At 50.0% G+C, this 19,226-nt stretch carries 21 protein-coding genes, 1 tRNA gene and 2 pseudogenes; 14 read left to right on the top strand and 10 right to left on the bottom strand.

Annotated elements, in window-relative coordinates; all coding sequences use genetic code 11:
- Positions 1-11: 11 nt before the first annotated feature.
- The 5 genes and pseudogenes from ACH50O_RS02910 to ACH50O_RS02890 form a co-directional block, all read left to right on the top strand.
- Positions 12-140: pseudogene (locus ACH50O_RS02910) on the top strand (IS3 family transposase); the annotation flags it as partial.
- A gap of 422 nt (positions 141-562) precedes the next feature.
- A complete protein-coding gene (locus ACH50O_RS02905) occupies positions 563-1,138 on the top strand; it encodes a helix-turn-helix domain-containing protein (RefSeq protein WP_446810555.1) in 576 nt (191 codons plus the stop codon).
- 28 nt (positions 1,139-1,166) lie between these two features.
- Entirely contained in the window at positions 1,167-1,691 is a 525-nt protein-coding gene (locus tag ACH50O_RS02900) for a helix-turn-helix domain-containing protein (RefSeq protein WP_446810554.1), read from the top strand.
- An 8-nt stretch (positions 1,692-1,699) separates the two neighbouring features.
- On the top strand, positions 1,700-3,265 hold the full coding sequence (locus ACH50O_RS02895) for a hypothetical protein (RefSeq protein ID WP_446810553.1): 1,566 nt from the start codon (positions 1,700-1,702) through the stop codon (positions 3,263-3,265).
- 338 nt (positions 3,266-3,603) lie between these two features.
- Positions 3,604-3,933 carry a hypothetical protein gene (locus ACH50O_RS02890; protein ID WP_446810552.1) on the top strand — a complete coding sequence of 110 codons (330 nt, stop codon included), beginning with the start codon at positions 3,604-3,606 and terminating at the stop codon, positions 3,931-3,933.
- A gap of 401 nt (positions 3,934-4,334) precedes the next feature.
- On the opposite strand, the gene ACH50O_RS02885 is transcribed toward ACH50O_RS02890, so the two are convergent.
- The 3 genes and pseudogenes from ACH50O_RS02885 to ACH50O_RS02875 form a co-directional block, all read right to left on the bottom strand.
- Positions 4,335-4,865, bottom strand: coding sequence for a hypothetical protein (locus ACH50O_RS02885; protein ID WP_446810551.1), 531 nt, complete (start codon positions 4,863-4,865; stop codon positions 4,335-4,337).
- A complete protein-coding gene (locus ACH50O_RS02880; protein ID WP_446812106.1) occupies positions 4,865-8,464 on the bottom strand; it encodes an RHS repeat-associated core domain-containing protein in 3,600 nt (1,199 codons plus the stop codon). The genes ACH50O_RS02885 and ACH50O_RS02880 overlap by 1 nt, the downstream gene beginning before the upstream one ends.
- A gap of 69 nt (positions 8,465-8,533) precedes the next feature.
- A pseudogene (locus tag ACH50O_RS02875) lies at positions 8,534-8,893 on the bottom strand (DUF6531 domain-containing protein); the annotation flags it as partial.
- A 551-nt stretch (positions 8,894-9,444) separates the two neighbouring features.
- On the opposite strand from ACH50O_RS02875, the gene ACH50O_RS02870 reads away from it, so the two are divergent.
- Both ACH50O_RS02870 and ACH50O_RS02865 read left to right on the top strand, forming a co-directional pair.
- Entirely contained in the window at positions 9,445-9,666 is a 222-nt protein-coding gene (locus ACH50O_RS02870; RefSeq protein ID WP_446810550.1) for a helix-turn-helix transcriptional regulator, read from the top strand.
- On the top strand, positions 9,663-10,427 hold the full coding sequence (locus ACH50O_RS02865; RefSeq protein ID WP_446810549.1) for a BRO-N domain-containing protein: 765 nt from the start codon (positions 9,663-9,665) through the stop codon (positions 10,425-10,427). Before ACH50O_RS02870 ends, ACH50O_RS02865 begins: the two co-directional genes overlap by 4 nt.
- Before the next feature lie 238 nt (positions 10,428-10,665).
- Here ACH50O_RS02865 and ACH50O_RS02860 read toward each other — a convergent pair whose 3' ends face one another.
- From ACH50O_RS02860 to ACH50O_RS02845, 4 genes are all read right to left on the bottom strand, one after another.
- Positions 10,666-11,115: a hypothetical protein gene (locus ACH50O_RS02860; protein ID WP_446810548.1), complete on the bottom strand. Its 450-nt coding sequence runs from the start codon at positions 11,113-11,115 to the stop codon at positions 10,666-10,668.
- Positions 11,099-11,404, bottom strand: coding sequence for a DUF6794 domain-containing protein (locus tag ACH50O_RS02855; RefSeq protein ID WP_446810547.1), 306 nt, complete (start codon positions 11,402-11,404; stop codon positions 11,099-11,101). The genes ACH50O_RS02860 and ACH50O_RS02855 overlap by 17 nt, the downstream gene beginning before the upstream one ends.
- Before the next feature lie 94 nt (positions 11,405-11,498).
- The gene (locus ACH50O_RS02850) at positions 11,499-11,870 is read right to left on the bottom strand and encodes a hypothetical protein (protein ID WP_446810546.1); all 372 of its coding nucleotides are present in this window, start codon (positions 11,868-11,870) and stop codon (positions 11,499-11,501) included.
- Between the two features lie 21 nt (positions 11,871-11,891).
- Complete coding sequence (locus tag ACH50O_RS02845; protein WP_446810545.1) at positions 11,892-12,509, bottom strand: hypothetical protein; 618 nt, start codon at positions 12,507-12,509, stop codon at positions 11,892-11,894.
- Positions 12,510-12,898: 389 nt separating this feature from the next.
- Between ACH50O_RS02845 and ACH50O_RS02840 the strand changes: the two genes are divergently transcribed.
- The 7 genes from ACH50O_RS02840 to ACH50O_RS02810 all read left to right on the top strand — a co-directional run bounded on the left by ACH50O_RS02840 (position 12,899) and on the right by ACH50O_RS02810 (position 15,996).
- The gene (locus ACH50O_RS02840) at positions 12,899-13,147 is read left to right on the top strand and encodes a hypothetical protein (protein ID WP_446810544.1); all 249 of its coding nucleotides are present in this window, start codon (positions 12,899-12,901) and stop codon (positions 13,145-13,147) included.
- A gap of 232 nt (positions 13,148-13,379) precedes the next feature.
- Positions 13,380-13,613: a helix-turn-helix transcriptional regulator gene (locus tag ACH50O_RS02835; protein ID WP_446810543.1), complete on the top strand. Its 234-nt coding sequence runs from the start codon at positions 13,380-13,382 to the stop codon at positions 13,611-13,613.
- A complete protein-coding gene (locus ACH50O_RS02830; RefSeq protein ID WP_446810542.1) occupies positions 13,610-14,032 on the top strand; it encodes a hypothetical protein in 423 nt (140 codons plus the stop codon). Before ACH50O_RS02835 ends, ACH50O_RS02830 begins: the two co-directional genes overlap by 4 nt.
- Before the next feature lie 353 nt (positions 14,033-14,385).
- The gene (locus ACH50O_RS02825) at positions 14,386-14,745 is read left to right on the top strand and encodes a YciI family protein (protein WP_446812105.1); all 360 of its coding nucleotides are present in this window, start codon (positions 14,386-14,388) and stop codon (positions 14,743-14,745) included.
- 173 nt (positions 14,746-14,918) lie between these two features.
- The gene (locus ACH50O_RS02820) at positions 14,919-15,266 is read left to right on the top strand and encodes a polymorphic toxin type 10 domain-containing protein (RefSeq protein WP_446810541.1); all 348 of its coding nucleotides are present in this window, start codon (positions 14,919-14,921) and stop codon (positions 15,264-15,266) included.
- A 6-nt stretch (positions 15,267-15,272) separates the two neighbouring features.
- The gene (locus ACH50O_RS02815; protein ID WP_446810540.1) at positions 15,273-15,560 is read left to right on the top strand and encodes an Imm27 family immunity protein; all 288 of its coding nucleotides are present in this window, start codon (positions 15,273-15,275) and stop codon (positions 15,558-15,560) included.
- Positions 15,561-15,690: 130 nt separating this feature from the next.
- The gene (locus tag ACH50O_RS02810) at positions 15,691-15,996 is read left to right on the top strand and encodes a hypothetical protein (RefSeq protein WP_446810539.1); all 306 of its coding nucleotides are present in this window, start codon (positions 15,691-15,693) and stop codon (positions 15,994-15,996) included.
- A gap of 1,628 nt (positions 15,997-17,624) precedes the next feature.
- On the opposite strand, the gene map is transcribed toward ACH50O_RS02810, so the two are convergent.
- From map to ACH50O_RS02795, 3 genes are all read right to left on the bottom strand, one after another.
- Complete coding sequence (gene map / locus ACH50O_RS02805) at positions 17,625-18,398, bottom strand: type I methionyl aminopeptidase (protein ID WP_446810538.1); 774 nt, start codon at positions 18,396-18,398, stop codon at positions 17,625-17,627.
- Positions 18,391-18,597 carry a ParD-like family protein gene (locus ACH50O_RS02800; protein ID WP_446810537.1) on the bottom strand — a complete coding sequence of 69 codons (207 nt, stop codon included), beginning with the start codon at positions 18,595-18,597 and terminating at the stop codon, positions 18,391-18,393. Before ACH50O_RS02800 ends, map begins: the two co-directional genes overlap by 8 nt.
- Positions 18,598-19,118: 521 nt before the next feature.
- A tRNA-Thr gene (locus tag ACH50O_RS02795) sits at positions 19,119-19,194 on the bottom strand.
- Positions 19,195-19,226: the final 32 nt, after the last annotated feature.

The raw sequence follows: 19,226 nt of genomic DNA, 5'->3' as shown, positions 1-19,226 counted from the left end.
GCAAAAATACCTCTCCGGAACTTGCCGGTTGGGCCATTTCCGGACGGATGACGGCAACGTTGGTTTGTGATGCCCTGATCATGGCGTTATGGCGTCACCGAATGCCTAAAGGCGTCATTGTCCATTCGGATCGAGGCAGCGTTAGGATGGGTTGCGTCAAAAGATGGACGTGTAATACATGCGGACATTGAAATTTGGTGTTTCGCCCTATCTATTGTCTTCGGTATTTTTACCTTGGCGCTTGTTCCGATTGTGGCGGCGCAAATTAACGCAAGCATAGATTCTTTCTACGATGTTCGACCCAGGTTTCGCCCATTTTGGCTTTGGGGTGATGAAATTACGTTACCGATTAAGGCCGTTTGTTGGCCGCAACACATATTTTTCCTTATCGGCATTCTTGCCTATGCCAAGCATGCGGTGTAACCAAATACTTGGAAAGCAATCAATATAGCGCATCACTTTAGCCGGGCAATCCCCGGCTTTTTTGTGATCGGAAACCTTCATTAAAACCAGCTTTCCCGCGTGTTTCAATTTCCCATCATCCTAAAAATGTGGGGAAACCATGAAGCCGGCGAACGACCGATTCCAATTCCAAGAAAAATCAGACATCGTTAAAACATTCGGTCAGCGCATGACCACGGCCCGCGAGATGTGCGGGTTAACCGGATTACAGGCGGCCGCACTTCTTGGCTATCAAAACTCTTCAAAACTTTCCAAGATCGAGCACGCCAGCGACGGCGATACCATCCCCTCGTTTCTGCCCTACAAGGCGTCAATCGTTTACAACTGCAGCATTGATTATTTGTTTGGCCTGTCGGACGACTGGCAGCGCGACCCGGTAACCGCCCAAGAGTGCCACATTCAGCGCGCCCTCGAACAAGTCACCGTCGACGAGAACAACGCCATCCGGGATCTGTTTGATCAGCTGTCAAAGGTCGAACAGGCTGCAACGGTCGCCTTCAACCGATTCGGGGAAATCAAGCGACTCGTCAACCGGTTCCGCGAAATAAATCCGGAATTCGACGAACTGAAACTGGGCGCCAAACTGCTCAGAGTGGTCGAAGAAACCCATTCGGAAATCCTCACAATTGGGCGGCAATTAGAGGGCCATTATTCATCAAGCCAATACAAAACGTAGTTTCTTCAGCCCCTAAAGGGTAACACCCATGCCAAATACCAAAAAACACGCCGGCGGCCGACCCACCGCATTAAAACCGGAGTTCATAGACCAGGCTTATAACTATTGCCTGCTGGGCGCCACCGATGCGCAACTGGCCGGATTCTTCGGCGTAAGCGAGAAGACGATCAACACCTGGAAAAAGCAGGCACCGGAGTTTGCGGATTCCCTCAAGCGCGGCAAAACGCTGGCCGACGCTAGGGTGGCAGAGTCATTGTTTCATCGGGCAACCGGCTATAGCCATCCTGAAACCAAGGTGAACATCTATGAAGGTCAAGTCATTCTCACCGATGTCACCAAGCATTACCCGCCCGATACAACGGCAGCAATATTCTGGCTGAAGAACCGTCAGCCCGATAAGTGGCGCGATAAGGTCGAGGTCAGCAGTTCGCTAAAGTTGGATAAAGAAACGCTGGATATGATCGAAACCCAATTTGTCGCCAAAATGGCGGCCGCGCATGAACGCCAAAAAGCCGTATTGGCTGAACGCGAAATGAGGTCTGAACAAGAGTAGTCAGGCTTATGGCGAAGGCTTCGATCTTCCAAGATCCCCGATACCTCGAATTTGTTGAACGCTTTCACGCTGACCCGCTGCGTTTTGCGGTCAGCGTCTGCGGCATGTCGCCATCGTTCGACCAGGAAGAGTTGCTTTACGCCATTTCCCCGCCCAATGCCAAGGTGTCGGTGGTATCCGGCACCTCTACCGGCAAGACGGCGGGGTTTGGCCGGATAGCCTTGTGGCACCTGCTGTGTCATCCCGTCGCGGTGTATGAGGGTAAAATCGAAATCGGCTCGAACACCTACATCGGCGCGCCAAGGATCAATCAGGTTGCGGACGGTGTCTGGAAAGAGATGAACGACGTTTATCTCGCCATCGCCAACGGGCCCTATGGCTGGCTCAACGACTACTACGAGATTACCAAAACCCGAGTAGCGGTCAAGAGCTTTGAAGATCAGTGGTTTATCACCCAAGTCGCCATGCAACAAGGACAGGCCATTGGCGTAGCCGGTAAGCACCGATACTGGCAGTTGATCATCATTGACGAGGCGGCCGGCGTTAGCGACGACCATTTCGACGTAATCGAGGGCACCCAAACCCAGCCCGGAAACCGCACGCTGATGGCGTCACAGGGCGTGCGCAATGCCGGCCGATTCTACGAGTCGCACAACAACCTATCGCGGGACAACGGCGGATCGTGGACCGCATTGCGCTTTAGTTCGGAGCGGTCGCCATTCGTTACGTTGCAATGGCTCAAGGATCGCGCGGACGAAACGGGTGGGCGAGAGTCAATCGAGTATCGAATCCGGGTACTTGGTCAGTTTGCCGAGGATTCAGGCAGCAACCTGCTTACCCGGGTTGATCTGGAAAGAGCATTCGAGCGAGGGCAGATTATTCGTGACGATGAACCATTCGGGTTATTGGTGCTTAGCGATGTTGGCTTAGGCGAATACCGGGACGAATCGGTCGCGGTTATCGCCAAGGTTATTGGGTATGGCGACTTTGGCCCGGATGCGCGCCGAGTCGAATACATCGAAATACCCTACTGCACCAACAGCAAGAACGAAATCATCTTTGCCGGCGATCTGGCCAATCTGGTTGGGAAGCTGTCGAACGCCACGCTGATGGTCGATAACGGCGGCGTTGGCGCTACCGTCAATAAGCTGATCGAAGCCATGGGCGTGCCCGTCGTCAAGGTGAACTGGGGCAAGCCTTGCTTCAAGAAGGAATACCAGGACCGATTCTACAATCAACGGGCTTGCGCCATGGTCCGGATGCGCGACGCCATCAAGTCGGGTCGGGTGTCGTTCCGCATGAACATTGACCGCAGAATGAAAGAGAAGATCCTACTGCAGGGCGCTAGGCTTCCCTACCACTTTGCCGAGGCAGGCGGACTGCGGTACGTGATGGAAAAGAAAGAGGTCATGCGCAAGAACGGCATCAAGTCGCCCGATATATTCGATGCAAAGTCTTTTGCGTGGCTGGAAGATGCGGTTTACATGGTGTCGGAGAATGCCGGTAGCGGCGTCACTTCGGCAGTAGAGAACGCCAAGGCTGCGGCCGAGGCTATGTTTGCAGATGTGGCGTGATGGTGTATTGCCCAAGTTGTCGCCAGAGAGACTGCGGCCAATCCCCTTGGAGCATCCTGATCTATCCCCCTCATCTGACAGCGATTATGAATTTAACATAATGGTAGAGACTTGCGGTATTATTTGGTCGCTTTGCTCCAGCGCCCCGCTTGAGCGACCTTCACCGGCGTTATTTGAAGGTAGTGCTACAAAGGAGTCCTGATCACCGGAATCGGGAGCAGATGTCTCGGACTTCTGCCAAAGTAGTGATTTACTGGCCGGGTACGGGTGGCTCTTGACCGCCCGCTAACAACACCGGCCTTTTATTACCTTCAAATCCTCTCGTGGAGTTTGATGTCATGGCAATGGTTTTCAAGGGCTACCGCCCCCGTATCGCCAGGCAAATGGCCAGTGACGATAAACAATTATCCAGATGGTTGAGTACCGCCACTTTCGCTAAAACCAGCAATGGTTATTGGCTGGCTTGGCATGCGAATGCGACAGATCGTTTTTTGGTACTGCCGCCCGAAGGCTTAGCCGACAGGGAATGCCACTGGATTGAAAGCTGGGAGGGCGATTATACCGTTGACATGGCCTTCGACTACGTTGAATCCGGTCGGTTTGAGCAAGATGAGCCAGCGGTCCTTAACCTATTCATCCGAGACCCGGTAACGGGCGAGTGGCGTTAAGTCCTTGTTGTTGACTTCTTTTGAAGGCCGGGCACCGTCGCGGCTTTTTGCTGTCTGAAATTTCCGCTACTCGGCCTTTAAACATTGTGATCCGGCTTGCAAACCGACCCGCTCAAGAGGATTTCGACTATCTTGCCGAAGACGCCTCTCTCTTACTGATAAAAAAAGAAGGGTTACAGCGTGAACTAGCGGCGATGGAGCGGGAAAAACAACAGCGCTTGGGAACAAGACGCGGCAGCAACCGATCTAGGGCCTTCGGCGGTTGATAGCCCAGTCGGCAAGGTTAAAACCTTGACGGTGAATAGAGGGTTTGGGCTGTCCATGCGCATGTAGGGCCGGAGTAGTCGGCGGAACCTTTGAACGGTTCCGCCTTTTCGCAGGCAGTGCCAAATCACAGGCATTTATTGCCGCTTTTCTTTTTTATAACCTACAAAACCACTTGTACGCCAATCGGCTAAATCGCCCACTTTATTAAGATATTCTTGAATTTTAGTGTTATTGCTTTGGCCTAATAAAGCAATCATTCGGATATTGAGAGGTTCACATGTTTTTGCCTCATATAATCCAAAACCAAAATCAAGGCTATTTAAAACCTCTTTGTCAAGTTGCCCAATTATTGATTTGTTAAAGTAGATTACACCCTCTTTATTAATAAAATATGCCCCATCCTTTGCCTTTACTCGCATTCTGATATTTTCAATCCAATCTTCTTTTGCAGGCTTTGAATTAAGTATAAGCTGGGAGAAATCGTCTTTATACATCAAAAAACCATCTGGTTTATTTTGTAAATCTTTGATCTTAATCGGCAAATACGTGTCGTCACCAAAAAAGAAAAAGTAAACCTTCAACATATCACTACGATTACAAGCCAATGTACTTCCAGATATGCTTAGCAAGGTAATAAATAAAATTAATGACTTAAATATTATCATCAGTATTTTGTCCTGCTTGGCAAGCCAAGCTCTTGCCTAATTGGGTTTTCATTGGCATTGACATTGTTCATTCTATTTGGCCCATCATCCTCAATGCCCGTTGCCGCATGACCTATCTCATGCCCTAAGATTGATTCCGTAGGGGCTGGCTGAGAGCCTTCGGTTGTCTTCACCCGTGGGTGATATGTAGGATCAACAGTAATAGTTTTACTTACTTCATGATAAAAAGTTTTATCGGGTTTGAATCCAGGGATTTTGTAAGGAAACTTATTAGTAATGAGATAAGTGTCAGGTGAATTTTCTAAAGTTTCACATAGCTGACGACCTTTCTCAGTTGTTTTTATTTTGTTGTAGGCATTCTGTAGGGATTGAACAGCTTTATCAGGCCCATCGAAATCAACAACTAGCCCAGATGGATCAGTCCACCGCAAAGGGTTGTTGTAGGCGTAGGTATAGGTATTAATGCCCCCCGCCAACCCAATCGGATCGGAGCTGACATAGCGTCCGGTCTTCGGTTGGTAGTACCGATGCCAATTATAGTGCAATCCGCTTTCGGCGTCGAAATACTGGCCGGGGAAACGCAGATTGATTTGGGTTTGGGTGCCGTCGCCGTCCGGGTCTTGATTCGGGGTGCTGCCGCCGAAGGCTTCGCTGCTCCAGGTCCAGACGGTCCTGCCCTGGGCGTCGCTGGCCCGTATCGGACTACCGAGGTGGTCGGTGTGCAAGATCAGGCTTTCCAGGGTGCTGGCTGTGCCGCTGGTCGGGACACGGGTTTTGAAGCGGGCAATGGGCCGTTGGTTTTGCCAGACGTAGTCCAGCGAGGTCCAGTTGCCTTGGGCGTCTTTTGTGATTTCCGCCAGCAATTGGCCATCGGGGCCGTATTGGTAGACGGTTTTGCCGGTAGTCAGGGATTTTAAGGTGCGTTGCCCTTGGGCGTTGACGGTGTAAGCGGCGATCAACTGGCCGTTTTGATAGACGCGGTAGAGTTGGCCGCGGCGGTTGTATTGATAGCTGTAGTTACCGTCGCTGGTGACATTGCCGGCGGCATCGCTGCCGATGGCGCTGCCGGCTTTGCTGGTCAGGCGATTGGTGTTACCGGCATAGACATAGGTTTCCGTGATTGCTTGAGCGGTACGGCTTAGGCGATTGCCGTTATCGTCGTAGTTGTAGTGTTGGCTTTGCCCCAGGCTATCCTGTTGCTCCAGCCGGTCCAAGGCGTCGTAGCTGTAGGCCGGGTTACCGGTCAGGTCGCCCAGCAGGTTGCCATTGGCGTCGTATTGCCGGCAGCCAGCGGCCGCTGTGCCGATCTGTTGGCAGGTAAGCTGGCCTTGCAGATCGTAGTCACGGGTCTCTTGGATGCCGTTACCGTAACTCAGTACGCCAGGCAGGCCGTCCGCCCGGTAATCGATGTTGCTGGCAATGGTGGCGGTTTGGCCGCCCAGGGCACTGCCGATCTGACTGATGCGGCCGGCGGCGTCGTAGTTGTAGCCAATCTGCCGGCCGTCGGGGTAGATAACGGTTTTCAGGCGATTGTCGGCGTCGTAGCGGTAACCCAGGTTGAAGGTGCTGCCGGCAACAATCGATTGTTGGGCGAACAGATTGCCGAACAGGTCGTAGCCGTATTGGGTAGAGCCGCTTTCGTCGACGATTTTGCACAGCCTGCCGACGGCGTTACTGCTGCCGGCGCAGTTGTCGTAGCTGTACGTAATGTCTTCGGCGGTATCGGGATAGTTTTCGCCGAGCCTTCTATTCAAGGCATCGTAAGTGTAGCTAACGCTGATGCCGCGCGCGTCGGTGGCACTGGTCCGGTTGCCGGCCGCATCGTAGCCGTAACTCAGGGCGCCGCGATCAGGACTGGTTTCGCTGAGACGGTTACCGAGGTCGTCGTACGCATATTGGGTGGTAGCCTGATTGGGGGCTTGCAATTCAATCAGTCTGTCCTGACGGTCGTAGTGATAGTTGGCGGCATGGCTGAGCGTATCGATACGTTGTTGCAGGCGGCCGAGGGCATCATAGTGTTGCTCGGTCGCCGGGTTGGCGTTGGGGTCGATAACGTGAATGGTTTTGCCGGTGGCGTCGGTTTGAATTTCGGTCACCGAACCGGCGGCATTGATTTGCTTCAGGTGGTTACGCAGGTCGTAATCGTATTGCAAGGTACGCACGAGGTTATTGTCGGCGGCCAGCGTATTGGCCTGGATGCGGTTGCCTTTGGCGTCATACCGGTAATCGATGTGGTTGCCCAGACTATCGCTAATGCTGCGCAGATCGTGGGCGGCATCGTAGCCGTAGTTGACGGTGATGTTGGCCGGCGTGATCAGGCTAATCAGTTGCCCTGCCGCATCGTACTGGTAACTGGTGGTGCGGGGGCTGCCTTGGCCGACCGGCGGAGTTTGGATGATGGCGTTGACTTGGCCGCGCGCGTTGTACTGATAAGTAGTGACCAGTCCCAACGGATCGGTCATTTGGGTGAGCCGGCCATTGGCGTCATATTGGTTGTAATTCGTGATCCGGCCGAACGCATCGGTGCTGCTGGCCAGTTGGCCGCAGGCGCCGCCGCTGGTACAACTGTAGTAGCTAAAGTTCGTAATGTCGTTGACATCGGTACGGGGGCCGTCGATTTGCTTGACTTGACCCAAGCCGTAGTATTGGTAGCCCACGCTACGGCTGACGGGGGTACCATCGGGACGGAATCCGTTGATGGTTACGCTTTGGATACTGTAGTCCGGGTTATATTGGATCAGGGTTTCCCGGTCGTGGCCGGCGAAGACGCTAGGTGCGACAATCCGGATCGGCAGATCCACATCGGTTGTCAGATATTCGTATTGAGTGACGCGGGCCAGGGTGGTGCCGAAGGCTTCGGTCATGCTGGTACGCTGATTGTGGCTGTTGTAACCGTACTGGGTTTGCCGGCCTTCGGCATCGGTCTCGCTAAGCAGGTTGTTGTTGGCGTCATAGCTGCGGCCGATGCCTTTGTTGTCCGTCGGCAGCACCCGGCTTTGCAAGAGTTTAACGTTAAGATTGGTGGTGAAGGTCAACACCTCCGACGTACCGACGGCATCGGTGACCGTGGTTTGGGTGGCGCTATCGTAGCTGAGGCTGTAATGCTGTTGGCCGACGATGTTAGTGGTTTGGGCGTGTTCCGTCAGGTTGGCCTTGCCGTCGGCGGCATAGCCGTAAGTCGCAAAACGCTGACCATTTTCATCGGTGATGCCGGTCAAGGCATGTGGGTAATTGCTGTTTTCATAGTGATATTGCCTAACGCTCAAGTCGGGAGACGTGACTTGTTTGAGGTTGCCCTGAACATCATACTTGTAATGGCTGCTCAAACCGTCCGGATAGGTGACGCTCTCGATACGGTTGGCACTATCGTAAGTCAGTTGCAGACTGTGGCCGAAGGGGCCGGTAACGCCGGTCAGGCGTTGATTGCTGTCATAGTTGTATGAGGTGGTGCGGCCATTAAGTTCGGTACGGGACACAATGAGTCCGGCGGTATTGTAGCGTTCGCTATTGCCTTGTTGGTCGGTCAATGTGTAGCCGCTGGCGTCCTGGACCAGTCTTAACCGGCTATCGGCATCGCCTTGCCAGAGGCCGTTACTCAAGGTAAACCATTCGGCGCGGCCATCGGCCTGATGAACAAATATTTTGCCGGTTAGGATTTCCAGACTGGGGGCTAGTTGGTGGCTCCAGCCGTAGCCTAAGTTGCTAGTGTTCCGTAATTGTTGAATACTGTTATAGTGGCGGCTGAAAGATAAACCAATATTTTCATTAGAAAAGTCTGTATCTTTTTGATATTTATTTCCTGTTGCGGCGTCACATGGATTTCCGACTCTACTAGCGCAGCCACCATTTTCGCCAGCACTCTTTTGGTAATTGTCGCCAGCGCACGTTCCGTTAGCATAATTCGGTGCAGAACCATCAGGGCACGAAAGATCGGCTCTACATGTAAAGCCACCTCCACATCCAGTGCTTGGGCAATTAATCGTAAGTCCTTGCCCATAATAAGTGCACGAAGCAGGAGTCAAATACATGTCTGAGTGGCCAGGCCATGTGATGTGCCAGTCAGTTATTCGTCCATTCCCAGATGGAGGCATTGAAAGTTTGCCAGGGGCATAGCCATAGTCGTACCAGCTAATTACGGTTGCGGAATAGGTTGCCAATCCAGGGGTTGGTAACATTATTGCCATAATTAAAACTGTAATCACCAGAATAGAGTGATTTAGGTTATGAACCCACCGAGCAGCATGAGTTGCGGGCAATATTTTGTTTTGTTTACTTTTCATAATTTAGCCAAAAAATTTTCTAAAATCCTAATGTTAAGGATTCACGATTTGCGCTTGCTAACAATAGTTTTTCTCACTGGTATCAACCAAATTCAGAGCATTTTTTGCTATCTGAGCCGTTTTAAGGCACAAAAATATCCCTGTCCTTCGCTAATTTTGCCAACAGGAGTATAGGCTAAGAGTCAATCTTGAGAACGATATTGGGCGTTAATATGTATTTATGTGACCCAATCTACACTTCATGACGCCGGCTTTTTGGGCAATAACATAACGACACCATTCAATTTATCGGAGTCGTCATGTCTCACAAGATACTCAGAAAGCCAGATGTTCTGGCCAAACTTGCAATAAAAGAAACTCTGCTTAAAAAAATGCTCAGGTCAGGAGCCTTTCCAAGGCCAATACTGATTGGCGGCGATGACGCCAGGGCTACTGGCTGGCTTGAGAGCGAGATAGATGCATGGATCGATCAGAAAGTGGCTGAACATGACGCGGCTAATGCCGAGGGTGGTGTAGAATGAGCCGGCTAATCCCGTTTGAGTTTGAAAGTGCGTCAATTCGTGTTGTGATTGACGAAAACGGCGATCCCTGGTTTGTGGGGAAAGATATTTGCGAGAGTCTTGGTTATAAGGATCCGACCACGGCGATGAAGTCTCACTGTCGTGGGGTGCAAAAGCTGCACCCCATCGTCGATACTCTCGGAAGAAAGCAGGATGCTCGCATTTTGTCCGAGTCTGATGTTCTTCGGCTTATTGTTAGCAGCACACTACCGGAAGCAGAGAATTTCGAGCGGCTGGTTTTCGAAGAGATACTTCCGTCAATCCGCAAGACTGGTAGTTACTCTGCAAAGAATTCGGCATTATTGCCGCAAGACTACATCCAGGCAAACGAGGTGTTCACGTCCAATCTGAGCGTTGCAAAGCTTATCTTCGACGGCAACCAGGCTGTGCTGTCTGCAAACAGGGCAACCGTGAAGACAACCGGTGTGGATGTGTTGAGTAATCTTGGCGCGACCGCGCTAATTGCCGAGACCAAAGAGGCTCTGCTCACCCCTGCCGACATTGGCATACAGCTCAGCTTGTCAGCCCAAAAGGTCAACAAACTGATTGAGGCCGCTGGGTTACAACAGTGCTTACAAGGTGCAAAGAACAAAAAGATCTGGGATGTAACCGCAGCGGGCGCCAAGTATGCCGAAGTGCTCGACACCGGCAAAAAGCATGGTAACGGAACACCGATCAAGCAAAATAAGTGGTATAGCTCGGTGATCGGCTTAATTACTTAGGCATTTGCTAAAAGGCGGTCGAAACGGTAAATGTCGCCATCCTGGCGCGTGTAGCGGCGCGCCAGTTTTTTCAGTACCACGCCGCTAGGGTCGCTTGATTCAGTAAAGGTGGTCCCATCTCCGATCTTGGTAAACCTGCGCCGGCTTTGTCGATTTTTTACTTTCCCCCAGTGGGTGTATTCAGGAACTCGGCGGGCTACGGGGCTTTAACCTCTGTTTTGCGTCATTAACCTGAAAGCTAAATATCCGTGGTGGCAGGGTGCTCGTGTGTCGATCTAAAGTGATAAGACTCCACCGACATATCCAAATACTCCTGATAGTGCTGATCGGCCAACAAGGCATATTGCTTCGCTTGAATGACCAGATTCTGGCGTTTACAGGCCAAGCTCATTTGTTCGTAAATCTGAAACCGACTGAGGTGCCCGAATTTTTCCAGAAACGCCGAGCGCGGAGGATCGCCGCCAGGCCTCTGTCTAGGGACTTCGATATTTAAACGCCAATCAACTTCATCCAAAAGCCGGTGAAATTCAATGATCGCTTCGTTAAATTGCCCGGCCTTGCCCAATGCGAGTGGCAGCCTTAGCCAATGCTCCATTGGGTAGATTCCGGGGTGCTCCCGCATCCATTCGGCCTCCGCCCGCAAACGAGCCAACTTAGGGGTGGTAGCCTGGCTATTTCCCTTCGCCATCCTGCAGCCGCTCCCAAAGTGCCCGGATAATGACGCCACTTGCATCGTCCGGATGAATGCCGGTACCGCAGGCCGCCGCCAATTCGCTGCCGGGGTTGTGCAATCCAAACGCATTCCGGATCGCTACGCCAAGGCAAAAGTGGAACTCGACCAGTTCGTCTTCATCCGCGCAGGCGACTGCCCGGCGCTCGGTGTCGTTCATAATGAGCAAAAGCCGGCCAACGGCCTCGTCAACCGTGCGCGGTGTTCGCAATATCTCGCTGCTGAGTGCCGACCAAATTTCAGTCAATTTAACCTTCCTTGTTGCCTTGCGGCTACTTGCAAAGGGTTGTCACGGTTTTGTCACAGGGTTTTCCACAGATGCTGGGGATAACCGGTGGTGTCTAGTCGAACCACCTGGCCAGCAGTCGGCTGACAAAACCGACTTGTCTTTCGCCATACCGGTCAAGTTGGCCGACGGCAAAGTAATTCCGAATAGCAAAGAATCCGCAGATCAGCGCCAAGGCCATCGCGAGCCATTGGAGCCAATGAACACGCTTGGCGAATATCGTTTCTAGCACTGGCCGATACATATTGCTTTGCAGCGACTCGAGTTGGTGATTAATCCACGTCGGCAAAATCCAATAAAACACAACAAATTGCACTACCCCAAGAATCACGGCGCCTTGCCACGAAAAGCGGTTGGCCATGTAAGCAGTATCGGACAACAGGCCTCCGGCCATTGAGCGGTTTCGGCGGTAGCGGCGTTTTGGCATACGTTTGCAGAGGGTTTAATTTCAGTTCTTTAAAGCAATGGGGGCTAAACATGCAACAATAAAAGCCATGCCGAGCAGAACAATGGTTGTGACGCCTAGTTTTGCAATATCATCAATCGTAGCGCCGAAACCTCCTGCATGATGAACGACCATCGCGGCAGGAAGGATCAATAAGCAAATCAACCAAGTCCCAACCCCGAGATAGTATTTTGTGGTTGTCCCTGCCAGCATCAGCTCATTCGCTATCCAAAATAGCAATGCCAAAACGACGCCAACACAAACTGTAGGAATCAACTCGCCTTTGAACGCCTTGTCGGCGATGAGCATTACAAGGGACGCAATCAGAGTAGCTGATGCTGCAAATGTCGGAGCTCGTTTGTTAATTTGTGTGAAGAGTTCACCATATTGGTATTCCAATATTTTCACTCGCTTCAAAATACTCTCATACGCTTTTCCTGCCGCCAACCCAGTCATTACCACGCCAGCAATCGACATCAGGAATTGAAAAATGACAATCACTGCGTCCGAAATCAACCCAGTACCAATCTTAAAAGCCAGTACCAATACAGAAAAGCCTATTAACACTACCGCTACAGCCAAAGAAAGAAACAAAACCTTAAGCGCATCTTCACCGCTCATATTAGTAGCTCCCATGCTGATGATTAGCAATACCCCATATCATCGCCCACCTTTTCTATCTAGGCAATACCCTCATTCCTTTGTTCGGTCAAAAAAATTTCCTTGACACCATCACAACACCCAGCCTAAGCTTTAACTGCGCCGACACATTCGGTGCCGGGATTGAGACCCCGTTTTGAATAGGCGAGAAAATCGCCACTTTTGACAGTGGCTTTTTTATGCCCGTCATTTTTGCGTGGCTATGCTGTGCTTATCATTATGGCGTGGTTATTTGGGCAGCCGAAAGGCTGGCCGCACCTATTCGCGGTAGTCTCAACCCACTTAGCCACGTCGCCCGGAGATTGAGACCAAAGGGCGGCGTTTCAATGCCTCTGAATAGGAATACCGCCATGACCACCCAAACCGCCCCGAACATCAACAATCTACAAAACGCCTTCAACGCAGCTCAGCGGGCCCAGGCTATCCTTTCGCTTATCCTCGATGGCTTTGTTGAAAGCATTACCAACGAGAACGTCGTTAACTCCCTGTTTGCTGTTCAAGGCGCGGTTGATGATGCGCTCGGTAAATTAGAGCAATCGATTTGGGGCGACGAACAAGCGACCGTCACCGACAGCGAAATCAATGGCGGTGCTGCATGAGTACAAATATAGCAACCCCTAGCGTTGACAGTATTTTTGAGTCCGCACAGCGCGCCCACGCCGTGATTTCGCTGTTAATAGATGCCTGCTCCGCTCCCGTGTATGGTGACGCTATTACTTATTCGTTGTGGGCCGTTGAGCGTGAGATTAGAGAAATCAAAGAGGCGATGAACGTCACATTATGTGACGAGCCCCAAGACAGTCTAACGAAGCACAAAATGGGAGATGTAGCATGAATAACAATAAACTTACGCTTGATAAACCGACACTGGCCGAAGAGCTAAATATCAGCGTCCGGACTCTGGAAAGAATGATCAGCGATGGCCTTATGCCCGAACCCTGCGAGAAAATTGGAAAAATTGTTTGGCCGAGAGTGGTCATCGAGCAGTGGTTGATGGAGCAGTACAAAAAGCCAGAGCAATCGGTTGAAGGTAAAAAGCGCGGACGTAAAAGGTTGGCGCCATGAGCACCCCTAACTTCAATAACCTACAAAATGCCTTTGACGCCGCTCAACGTGCCAATGGGATATTGTCTCTGATCTTTGAGGGATTTATAGGCAGTATCCCCAGAAAAGATGTTCAGCAGGCTCTGTACTCGGTTCAGCAAGAAATTTATGAAGTTTTGCGCATCGTTGAAGCCTTCAATTTGGGCGATGATCTGAAAGTCGCCACCGTTCTGGCTGGCAGTGCGGAGAAGCAGACCGCGCGAGAACAGCCACACGCTGGCCAATCTGAGTTGTTCGACAAATTGTTTCGTTTTGCCGAGACCGTCACCGAACAAGCCGCAGGAATCGACGCCGAGTTGAAGAAATACCGGGCCGCAGCGGCAGTCAACGTTACTGCCACTGTTGGGGCGAGCCAGCCGGGCAAAGGCGGTGCGAAATGAGTCCGTCAAACACCCTCTCCACGCCTTCGAAAGCAGTTTTAAAGGCATCTTTATGACGGACGTCTAAGCCAAGTGCCCCAGAAACAAGAGCCGGGCCCCCCCCCGGCTTTTTTGTGACCAGCGTTTTATTTCCGCGCAGAAACTCCCGACTGATTTATATCTACGCCTAGACTTAGATCACAAGGCAGTGAGCAGATGATACGTACTAAACGGCCGATAATCCTCAATTGTGGGGGTATCGGCTTTTTTTGTGGCTAGCTGGTGGGCTCGATCCCCTTGTGGTCAACCACACCATCTGATTCAATGACAGCAAGACGAGACAGGATCTCACAAGGAGACGGACAGTGCGTGTAATGGTGCTCGTGAAGGCGACTGAAGACAGCGAAAAGGGCTTTCTCCCAACGGACTGGGCGTCCGAGATGCTTGAGGCGATGGGTAAATTCAATGACGAACTGCGCAATGCCGGCATCTTGCTCGCTGCCGACGGCCTCAAGCCTTCGATGTACGGAAAGCGTATCGCGTTCGATGGTACCGGTCGCACGGTCATCGACGGACCTTTTGCCGAGACACGGGAACTAGTCGCCGGCTTCTGGCTTTGGGAAGTCAAGGACATGGACGAGGCGGTTGCCTGGGTACAGCGCTGCCCAAATCCCATGCCGGGGCCGAGCGAAATCGAAATCCGACCACTTTACGAAGCAGCCGATCTGAGCTGAAAACCTGCTCGGCTTCCAGGCGCGGCTTATTTGGGGCGCTACATGGCGGTTTGGCAATCTATATCGGTTATTAGTGGGTCGATAGGTAGCAATTGACCGAACTTGATCCGTTAGGGGTGATCGGGTAAAACCGACCCTAAACGGCCATCCGCCATAACCAAAAGCAGCCGTTAATGAATGACCGCTTTTTTATGCGCCGGCAAATTATCAGTATCTATATGCCGAATGGAATTGATACAGCTAGCCTTGGGGCTCCAGGCGCTACCGATGTGTTTGTAACTAATGCAGCGGAGCTCGAAGGTTTGAATGCAGAACAGATCGCCGCGAAATTGACCATTCCAGAAAGTTCTACTGGCTTCAAAATCATTGAGTTTCCGACCCCAAGCGAAGGACTGGCCTCTCCTGTTTTTAGGAGTAACCCTGGGTTTGTTGGTGGCGGCCAAACCGCTGGTGGTGCTAGTGAGTTTGTTATACCTAATGGGCCAATACCGCCTGGCGCAACAATTAGAATAGTACCGTAAGGGTTAATGATGAAAATTAAAGCAGGTGAGTTCGAACTGATAGGGCAATGGATTATTTCGAATGGCAAAATAAAGAAAGATTCTATTTGTGAGCGTATCGATTGGCTCATCGAAAATCAATTGATAAAAGTGGCGGTAAGTAAAGAATTTGGCGATTGGGAAATTTTGTTCCAAGATCCCAATGACAATAGGTATTGGGAAAGAACGTATCCTAAAAGTGAAATGCATGGCGGCGGTCCGCCTACGCTTAAATGTCTTGATGAGAATGAGGCAAAAGAAAAATATCAATTTTGATGATGAAGGTTATTGATTTTATCTGGGCCTGTAGCCCAGAAACAGCCCTTTCTTAAACAGGGCAGAATATGGTGCCGAGAGCGCTAAATCCTCTAAGAAATGCTGTAAGTAACATCCATGCAACCATATTATGAACCATCACATTACTGCAGAATTTCGGCTTCTAGACAATGTCCCAGAGCCTAAGACGAAGGGCGTGAAAAGCAATGTTCACTCGCCTCATCATCGAATCGAAGGGGTTGAGTATCTTTGTAGCGGTCGTCATGCTTATGAGGATGACAATCTTCATTATCCGCCGGAAGTGTTGAGGACGAAAGTTTTCTTTCCAAGTTGGCAATATATAAAAGACAAAATTTTAGTCGGCCAAAAAATTCAAGTTTCAGAACTTGATCGGGTAATTGGCGAATTAATAGTTCTTTCGGTCGACTCTGACTGAATCGGCTAACCAGTGTGTTTAGATTTGGTCACTAATTACGCCAAATGATACTGAATATCGGTTTTCCGACAACTTTAAAGTTATTTCAGCGGGTCTGCTTATTAATCCAGGCCCGCAAAATACTTATATGGTCGGCTAATTGTACATCTTGGCAGTGCGGTCCTCTAGGTGATTACTCATAAAAGCATTATGGACTAGAACATACATCGCTGTTTTGAAGCAATGCCTAATGACTGTATATTTCCAATGTCCGCTTTTCAATTGCAGAGTCAAATTGGGGTATTCGCGCAAAGCCGACATTCGAAACTATTAACCCTTAAGCTCCAATGACCCCAATTGGCCGAACAGGGGCATTCAAACCCCATTTGTCGGTTATCGTCTGGTTGTGTACACATTCATCAATCGGATTCGAACCTGAAATCGGTGATTTAATCGCGTCAGGAACATTGCGGCAGTAACACCCAATACTAGGCATAAACTATTGGCTTTGAAACTCGAAATATCGCAATGATGACCATGCCAAAACCCCGCACACTGCCACCGCCTCGACCAGGCTGGAATTACGACGCCTATTTCCTGGCACAGTTGGCCAAGGCCAAGGAACAAAAGCCGTTGCAGTGATGGGTTCAGGCTTTGCGCCTCCTCAGGAGCCGACCAAATCGGAATCCGGAGTTCCGATTTGCAAGCTCACAAAATACCGCTCGCTCCGCGTATTTACTAGGCTGAGCGGTTAAACGGCTTGGAAACCAGCATAAAAACGTCATTGCGCTGATCGACCAATACGTGAAAGACTTTGAAGAGTTCGGAAGGGTCGCGTTTGAAACACGAACCATTGATACAGCCGGTGGACCGCTTAATCTTGCAAAGGGGTGGTGTTTCGCCACCCCTTGCGACATTGAAAGGGTAAGATTTGAAATCCGCTCCCTTGTTTCTATCATGATCCTTGAATTCCAGGAACCTACCGAAATACACGGCATTGTTTGTGATGGGTGCCCTAGCTTCAATCTAGGTTCTTCTGATAAGGCAAAAATCTTTTATCCATGGATTCAAAAGATTATGGAAATTTCCATAATGAGAAAATTCAAGGAGTTACGGTTGTATTAGATAATCGGGGCTATTGGTCTGAAGTGTTACTCGACCACTACCATGCCGATATTTTGGCGCGTTACGGAGATGAAAGGGTGCGAACATAATCCGCACCCCTTTGGATTCAGCCAATGCGGCTTCTGCGTCGACATCGATCCCAGCAGCCAAAGCTGGGGTTGCCGACAGTTTGAGTATAGACCAAAACCTGAGCGATCTAAACGAAATTCTTAATCTGTTAGCCATAAAAAAACCGACGGCCTCACCCAAAGACCGCCGGTTTCATGCATCCATGCCTTACATGAGCCAAACGCTAGAAATGCCGGCCGGTGAGCAATGACTGAATAACGCCCACCGCCGGCTACGATCAATCGCCATTGAACGCAAGGTAAGTATATCGAGCGGGAAATGGTGTTAGCGTGGCGGTTTCCGGTGTCGCCCTAAAAAGTGAAATTTACAACTTTGTGATCGATATTGGCTGGAATTTCACGTGCCCATTTAACTATTGTTTAAGTGGCGCAAGTGTAGATCAACTTAAATTTTTGTTAAACGCGCTCTTCGTCTCGCAGAGTCAGCACTTCGTAGCCATCTGCTGTAACCGCAATAGTGTGTTCCCATTGTGCAGAGAGTTTTTTGTCACGAGTAACAACTGTCCAACCATCACGCTTCGTTTTTACTTTAGCTTCGCCTTGGTTGATCATTGGCTCAATGGTAAAAGTCATACCTTCTTGCAGAACAATTCCGCTATTCGGTTTTCCGTAATGTAAAACTTTAGGCTCCTCATGCATTTCTTGGCCAATACCGTGGCCACAGTATTCGCGTACGACCGAATAGCCTTGTGAAGATGCAAATTTTTTAATCGCGTAACCAACATCACCGAGTGTTGCACCGGGTTTTACTGCGCGAATACCCTGCCACATAGCCTCGTATGTTTTATCAACCAGCCTTTGGGCAAAGGGTGAAGCATCGCCGACTATGAACATTTTACTTGAGTCGGCGATATAACCATTTTTTTCAAGCGTTATATCGACATTGATGATGTCGCCGGACTTAAGAAATTGGGTGGTGGAAGGTATGCCGTGACAAACAACATCATTGATTGATGTGTTTAGAACAAATGGGAAATCATATTGGCCTTTACTCGCCGGTCTTGCATTTAACGTGTTGGTAATAAAATCTTCGACCAGATCATTTATACCCATGGTTGAAATGCCGACTTTGATGTGTTGATCGAGATAAGTGAATACCGATGCGAGTAAACGCCCTGATTCACGCATCAAATCAAGTTCATTCTCATTTTTTAGGATGATACTAGCCATCGCTAACCTCACTTAACTCAACCGCAGCGAGACGTAATTGTTCTCGCAAAATCTCTGTGTAAGTCATGTTGGGATGAGTTTCGGCGAGCATGCCGATTTTTATCCAAAACTCAGCCTGGGAATTGATCGAACGAACCATAGTGCCACTGGCTTTCCGAATCTCTTCATGTAGTTCATCACTGATTTTAACGATACCCACAATCACACCCAATATACGAAACATATATGAATTATATATTGACGGAATGGTGATCACAAGAATCTATAAATAACATTTCAAGCGAATGCCGATCATCGCGATAGATAAATCAGGCTATCCCTTCGCTGATTCTTCACTCAAAAACGAAGATGGTGGAGTATTCTTTGATAGCGATTGGATAAAGCCAGTCGGTGATTTTTCATCACGAAGCCGACTGTTCTGGTAGGTCTCGATTTGATTAATGCCTGTTGGCGTTGATGCCAGGGTACTTGAAAACATCGGAGATACCAGCCGCTGGCGCCCTCCTCCCCTTCGGCCTAAATTGATCATCAGGAAACCTAAAGTTGCTTAGGGATAGCCGAAGATACGGCTCCAGAGCCATCGCAATTTAGATGCGGCGGAGTAGAATTGTGAAAAAAGCGGCCTATCTGTTACCACCCTTTTCTATTTCGTGTGGTGACTCTATGGTGACTCAAAATAAAAAAGGCCTAGGTGAAAAACACCTAAGCCTTTGATAAATATGGAGCTGGCGATGGGACTCGAACCCGCGACCGGCTGATTACAAATCAGCTGCTCTACCAACTGAGCTACACCAGCAAATTATTCGGGCATTATACCCAATATTTCGA

Source organism: Methylomonas sp. 2BW1-5-20, from assembly GCF_052474515.1.
This window is presented reverse-complemented; position numbering and strand designations above follow the sequence as displayed.

Bases quoted from the DNA above. Each gene is read 5' to 3' on its own strand.
- ACH50O_RS02885 (WP_446810551.1), bottom strand. From the start codon at position 4,865: ATGATAATATTTAAGTCATTAATTTTATTTATTACCTTGCTAAGCATA.
- ACH50O_RS02900 (WP_446810554.1), top strand. From the start codon at position 1,167: ATGCCAAATACCAAAAAACACGCCGGCGGCCGACCCACCGCATTAAAA.
- ACH50O_RS02810 (WP_446810539.1), top strand. From the start codon at position 15,691: ATGAACCATCACATTACTGCAGAATTTCGGCTTCTAGACAATGTCCCA.
- ACH50O_RS02870 (WP_446810550.1), top strand. From the start codon at position 9,445: ATGTCTCACAAGATACTCAGAAAGCCAGATGTTCTGGCCAAACTTGCA.
- ACH50O_RS02820 (WP_446810541.1), top strand. From the start codon at position 14,919: ATGAATGACCGCTTTTTTATGCGCCGGCAAATTATCAGTATCTATATG.
- ACH50O_RS02865 (WP_446810549.1), top strand. From the start codon at position 9,663: ATGAGCCGGCTAATCCCGTTTGAGTTTGAAAGTGCGTCAATTCGTGTT.
- ACH50O_RS02815 (WP_446810540.1), top strand. From the start codon at position 15,273: ATGATGAAAATTAAAGCAGGTGAGTTCGAACTGATAGGGCAATGGATT.
- ACH50O_RS02905 (WP_446810555.1), top strand. From the start codon at position 563: ATGAAGCCGGCGAACGACCGATTCCAATTCCAAGAAAAATCAGACATC.
- ACH50O_RS02845 (WP_446810545.1), bottom strand. From the start codon at position 12,509: ATGAGCGGTGAAGATGCGCTTAAGGTTTTGTTTCTTTCTTTGGCTGTA.
- ACH50O_RS02890 (WP_446810552.1), top strand. From the start codon at position 3,604: ATGGCAATGGTTTTCAAGGGCTACCGCCCCCGTATCGCCAGGCAAATG.
- ACH50O_RS02830 (WP_446810542.1), top strand. From the start codon at position 13,610: ATGAGCACCCCTAACTTCAATAACCTACAAAATGCCTTTGACGCCGCT.
- ACH50O_RS02840 (WP_446810544.1), top strand. From the start codon at position 12,899: ATGACCACCCAAACCGCCCCGAACATCAACAATCTACAAAACGCCTTC.
- ACH50O_RS02850 (WP_446810546.1), bottom strand. From the start codon at position 11,870: ATGCCAAAACGCCGCTACCGCCGAAACCGCTCAATGGCCGGAGGCCTG.
- ACH50O_RS02825 (WP_446812105.1), top strand. From the start codon at position 14,386: ATGGTGCTCGTGAAGGCGACTGAAGACAGCGAAAAGGGCTTTCTCCCA.
- ACH50O_RS02895 (WP_446810553.1), top strand. From the start codon at position 1,700: ATGGCGAAGGCTTCGATCTTCCAAGATCCCCGATACCTCGAATTTGTT.
- map (WP_446810538.1), bottom strand. From the start codon at position 18,398: ATGGCTAGTATCATCCTAAAAAATGAGAATGAACTTGATTTGATGCGT.
- ACH50O_RS02860 (WP_446810548.1), bottom strand. From the start codon at position 11,115: ATGGCGAAGGGAAATAGCCAGGCTACCACCCCTAAGTTGGCTCGTTTG.
- ACH50O_RS02835 (WP_446810543.1), top strand. From the start codon at position 13,380: ATGAATAACAATAAACTTACGCTTGATAAACCGACACTGGCCGAAGAG.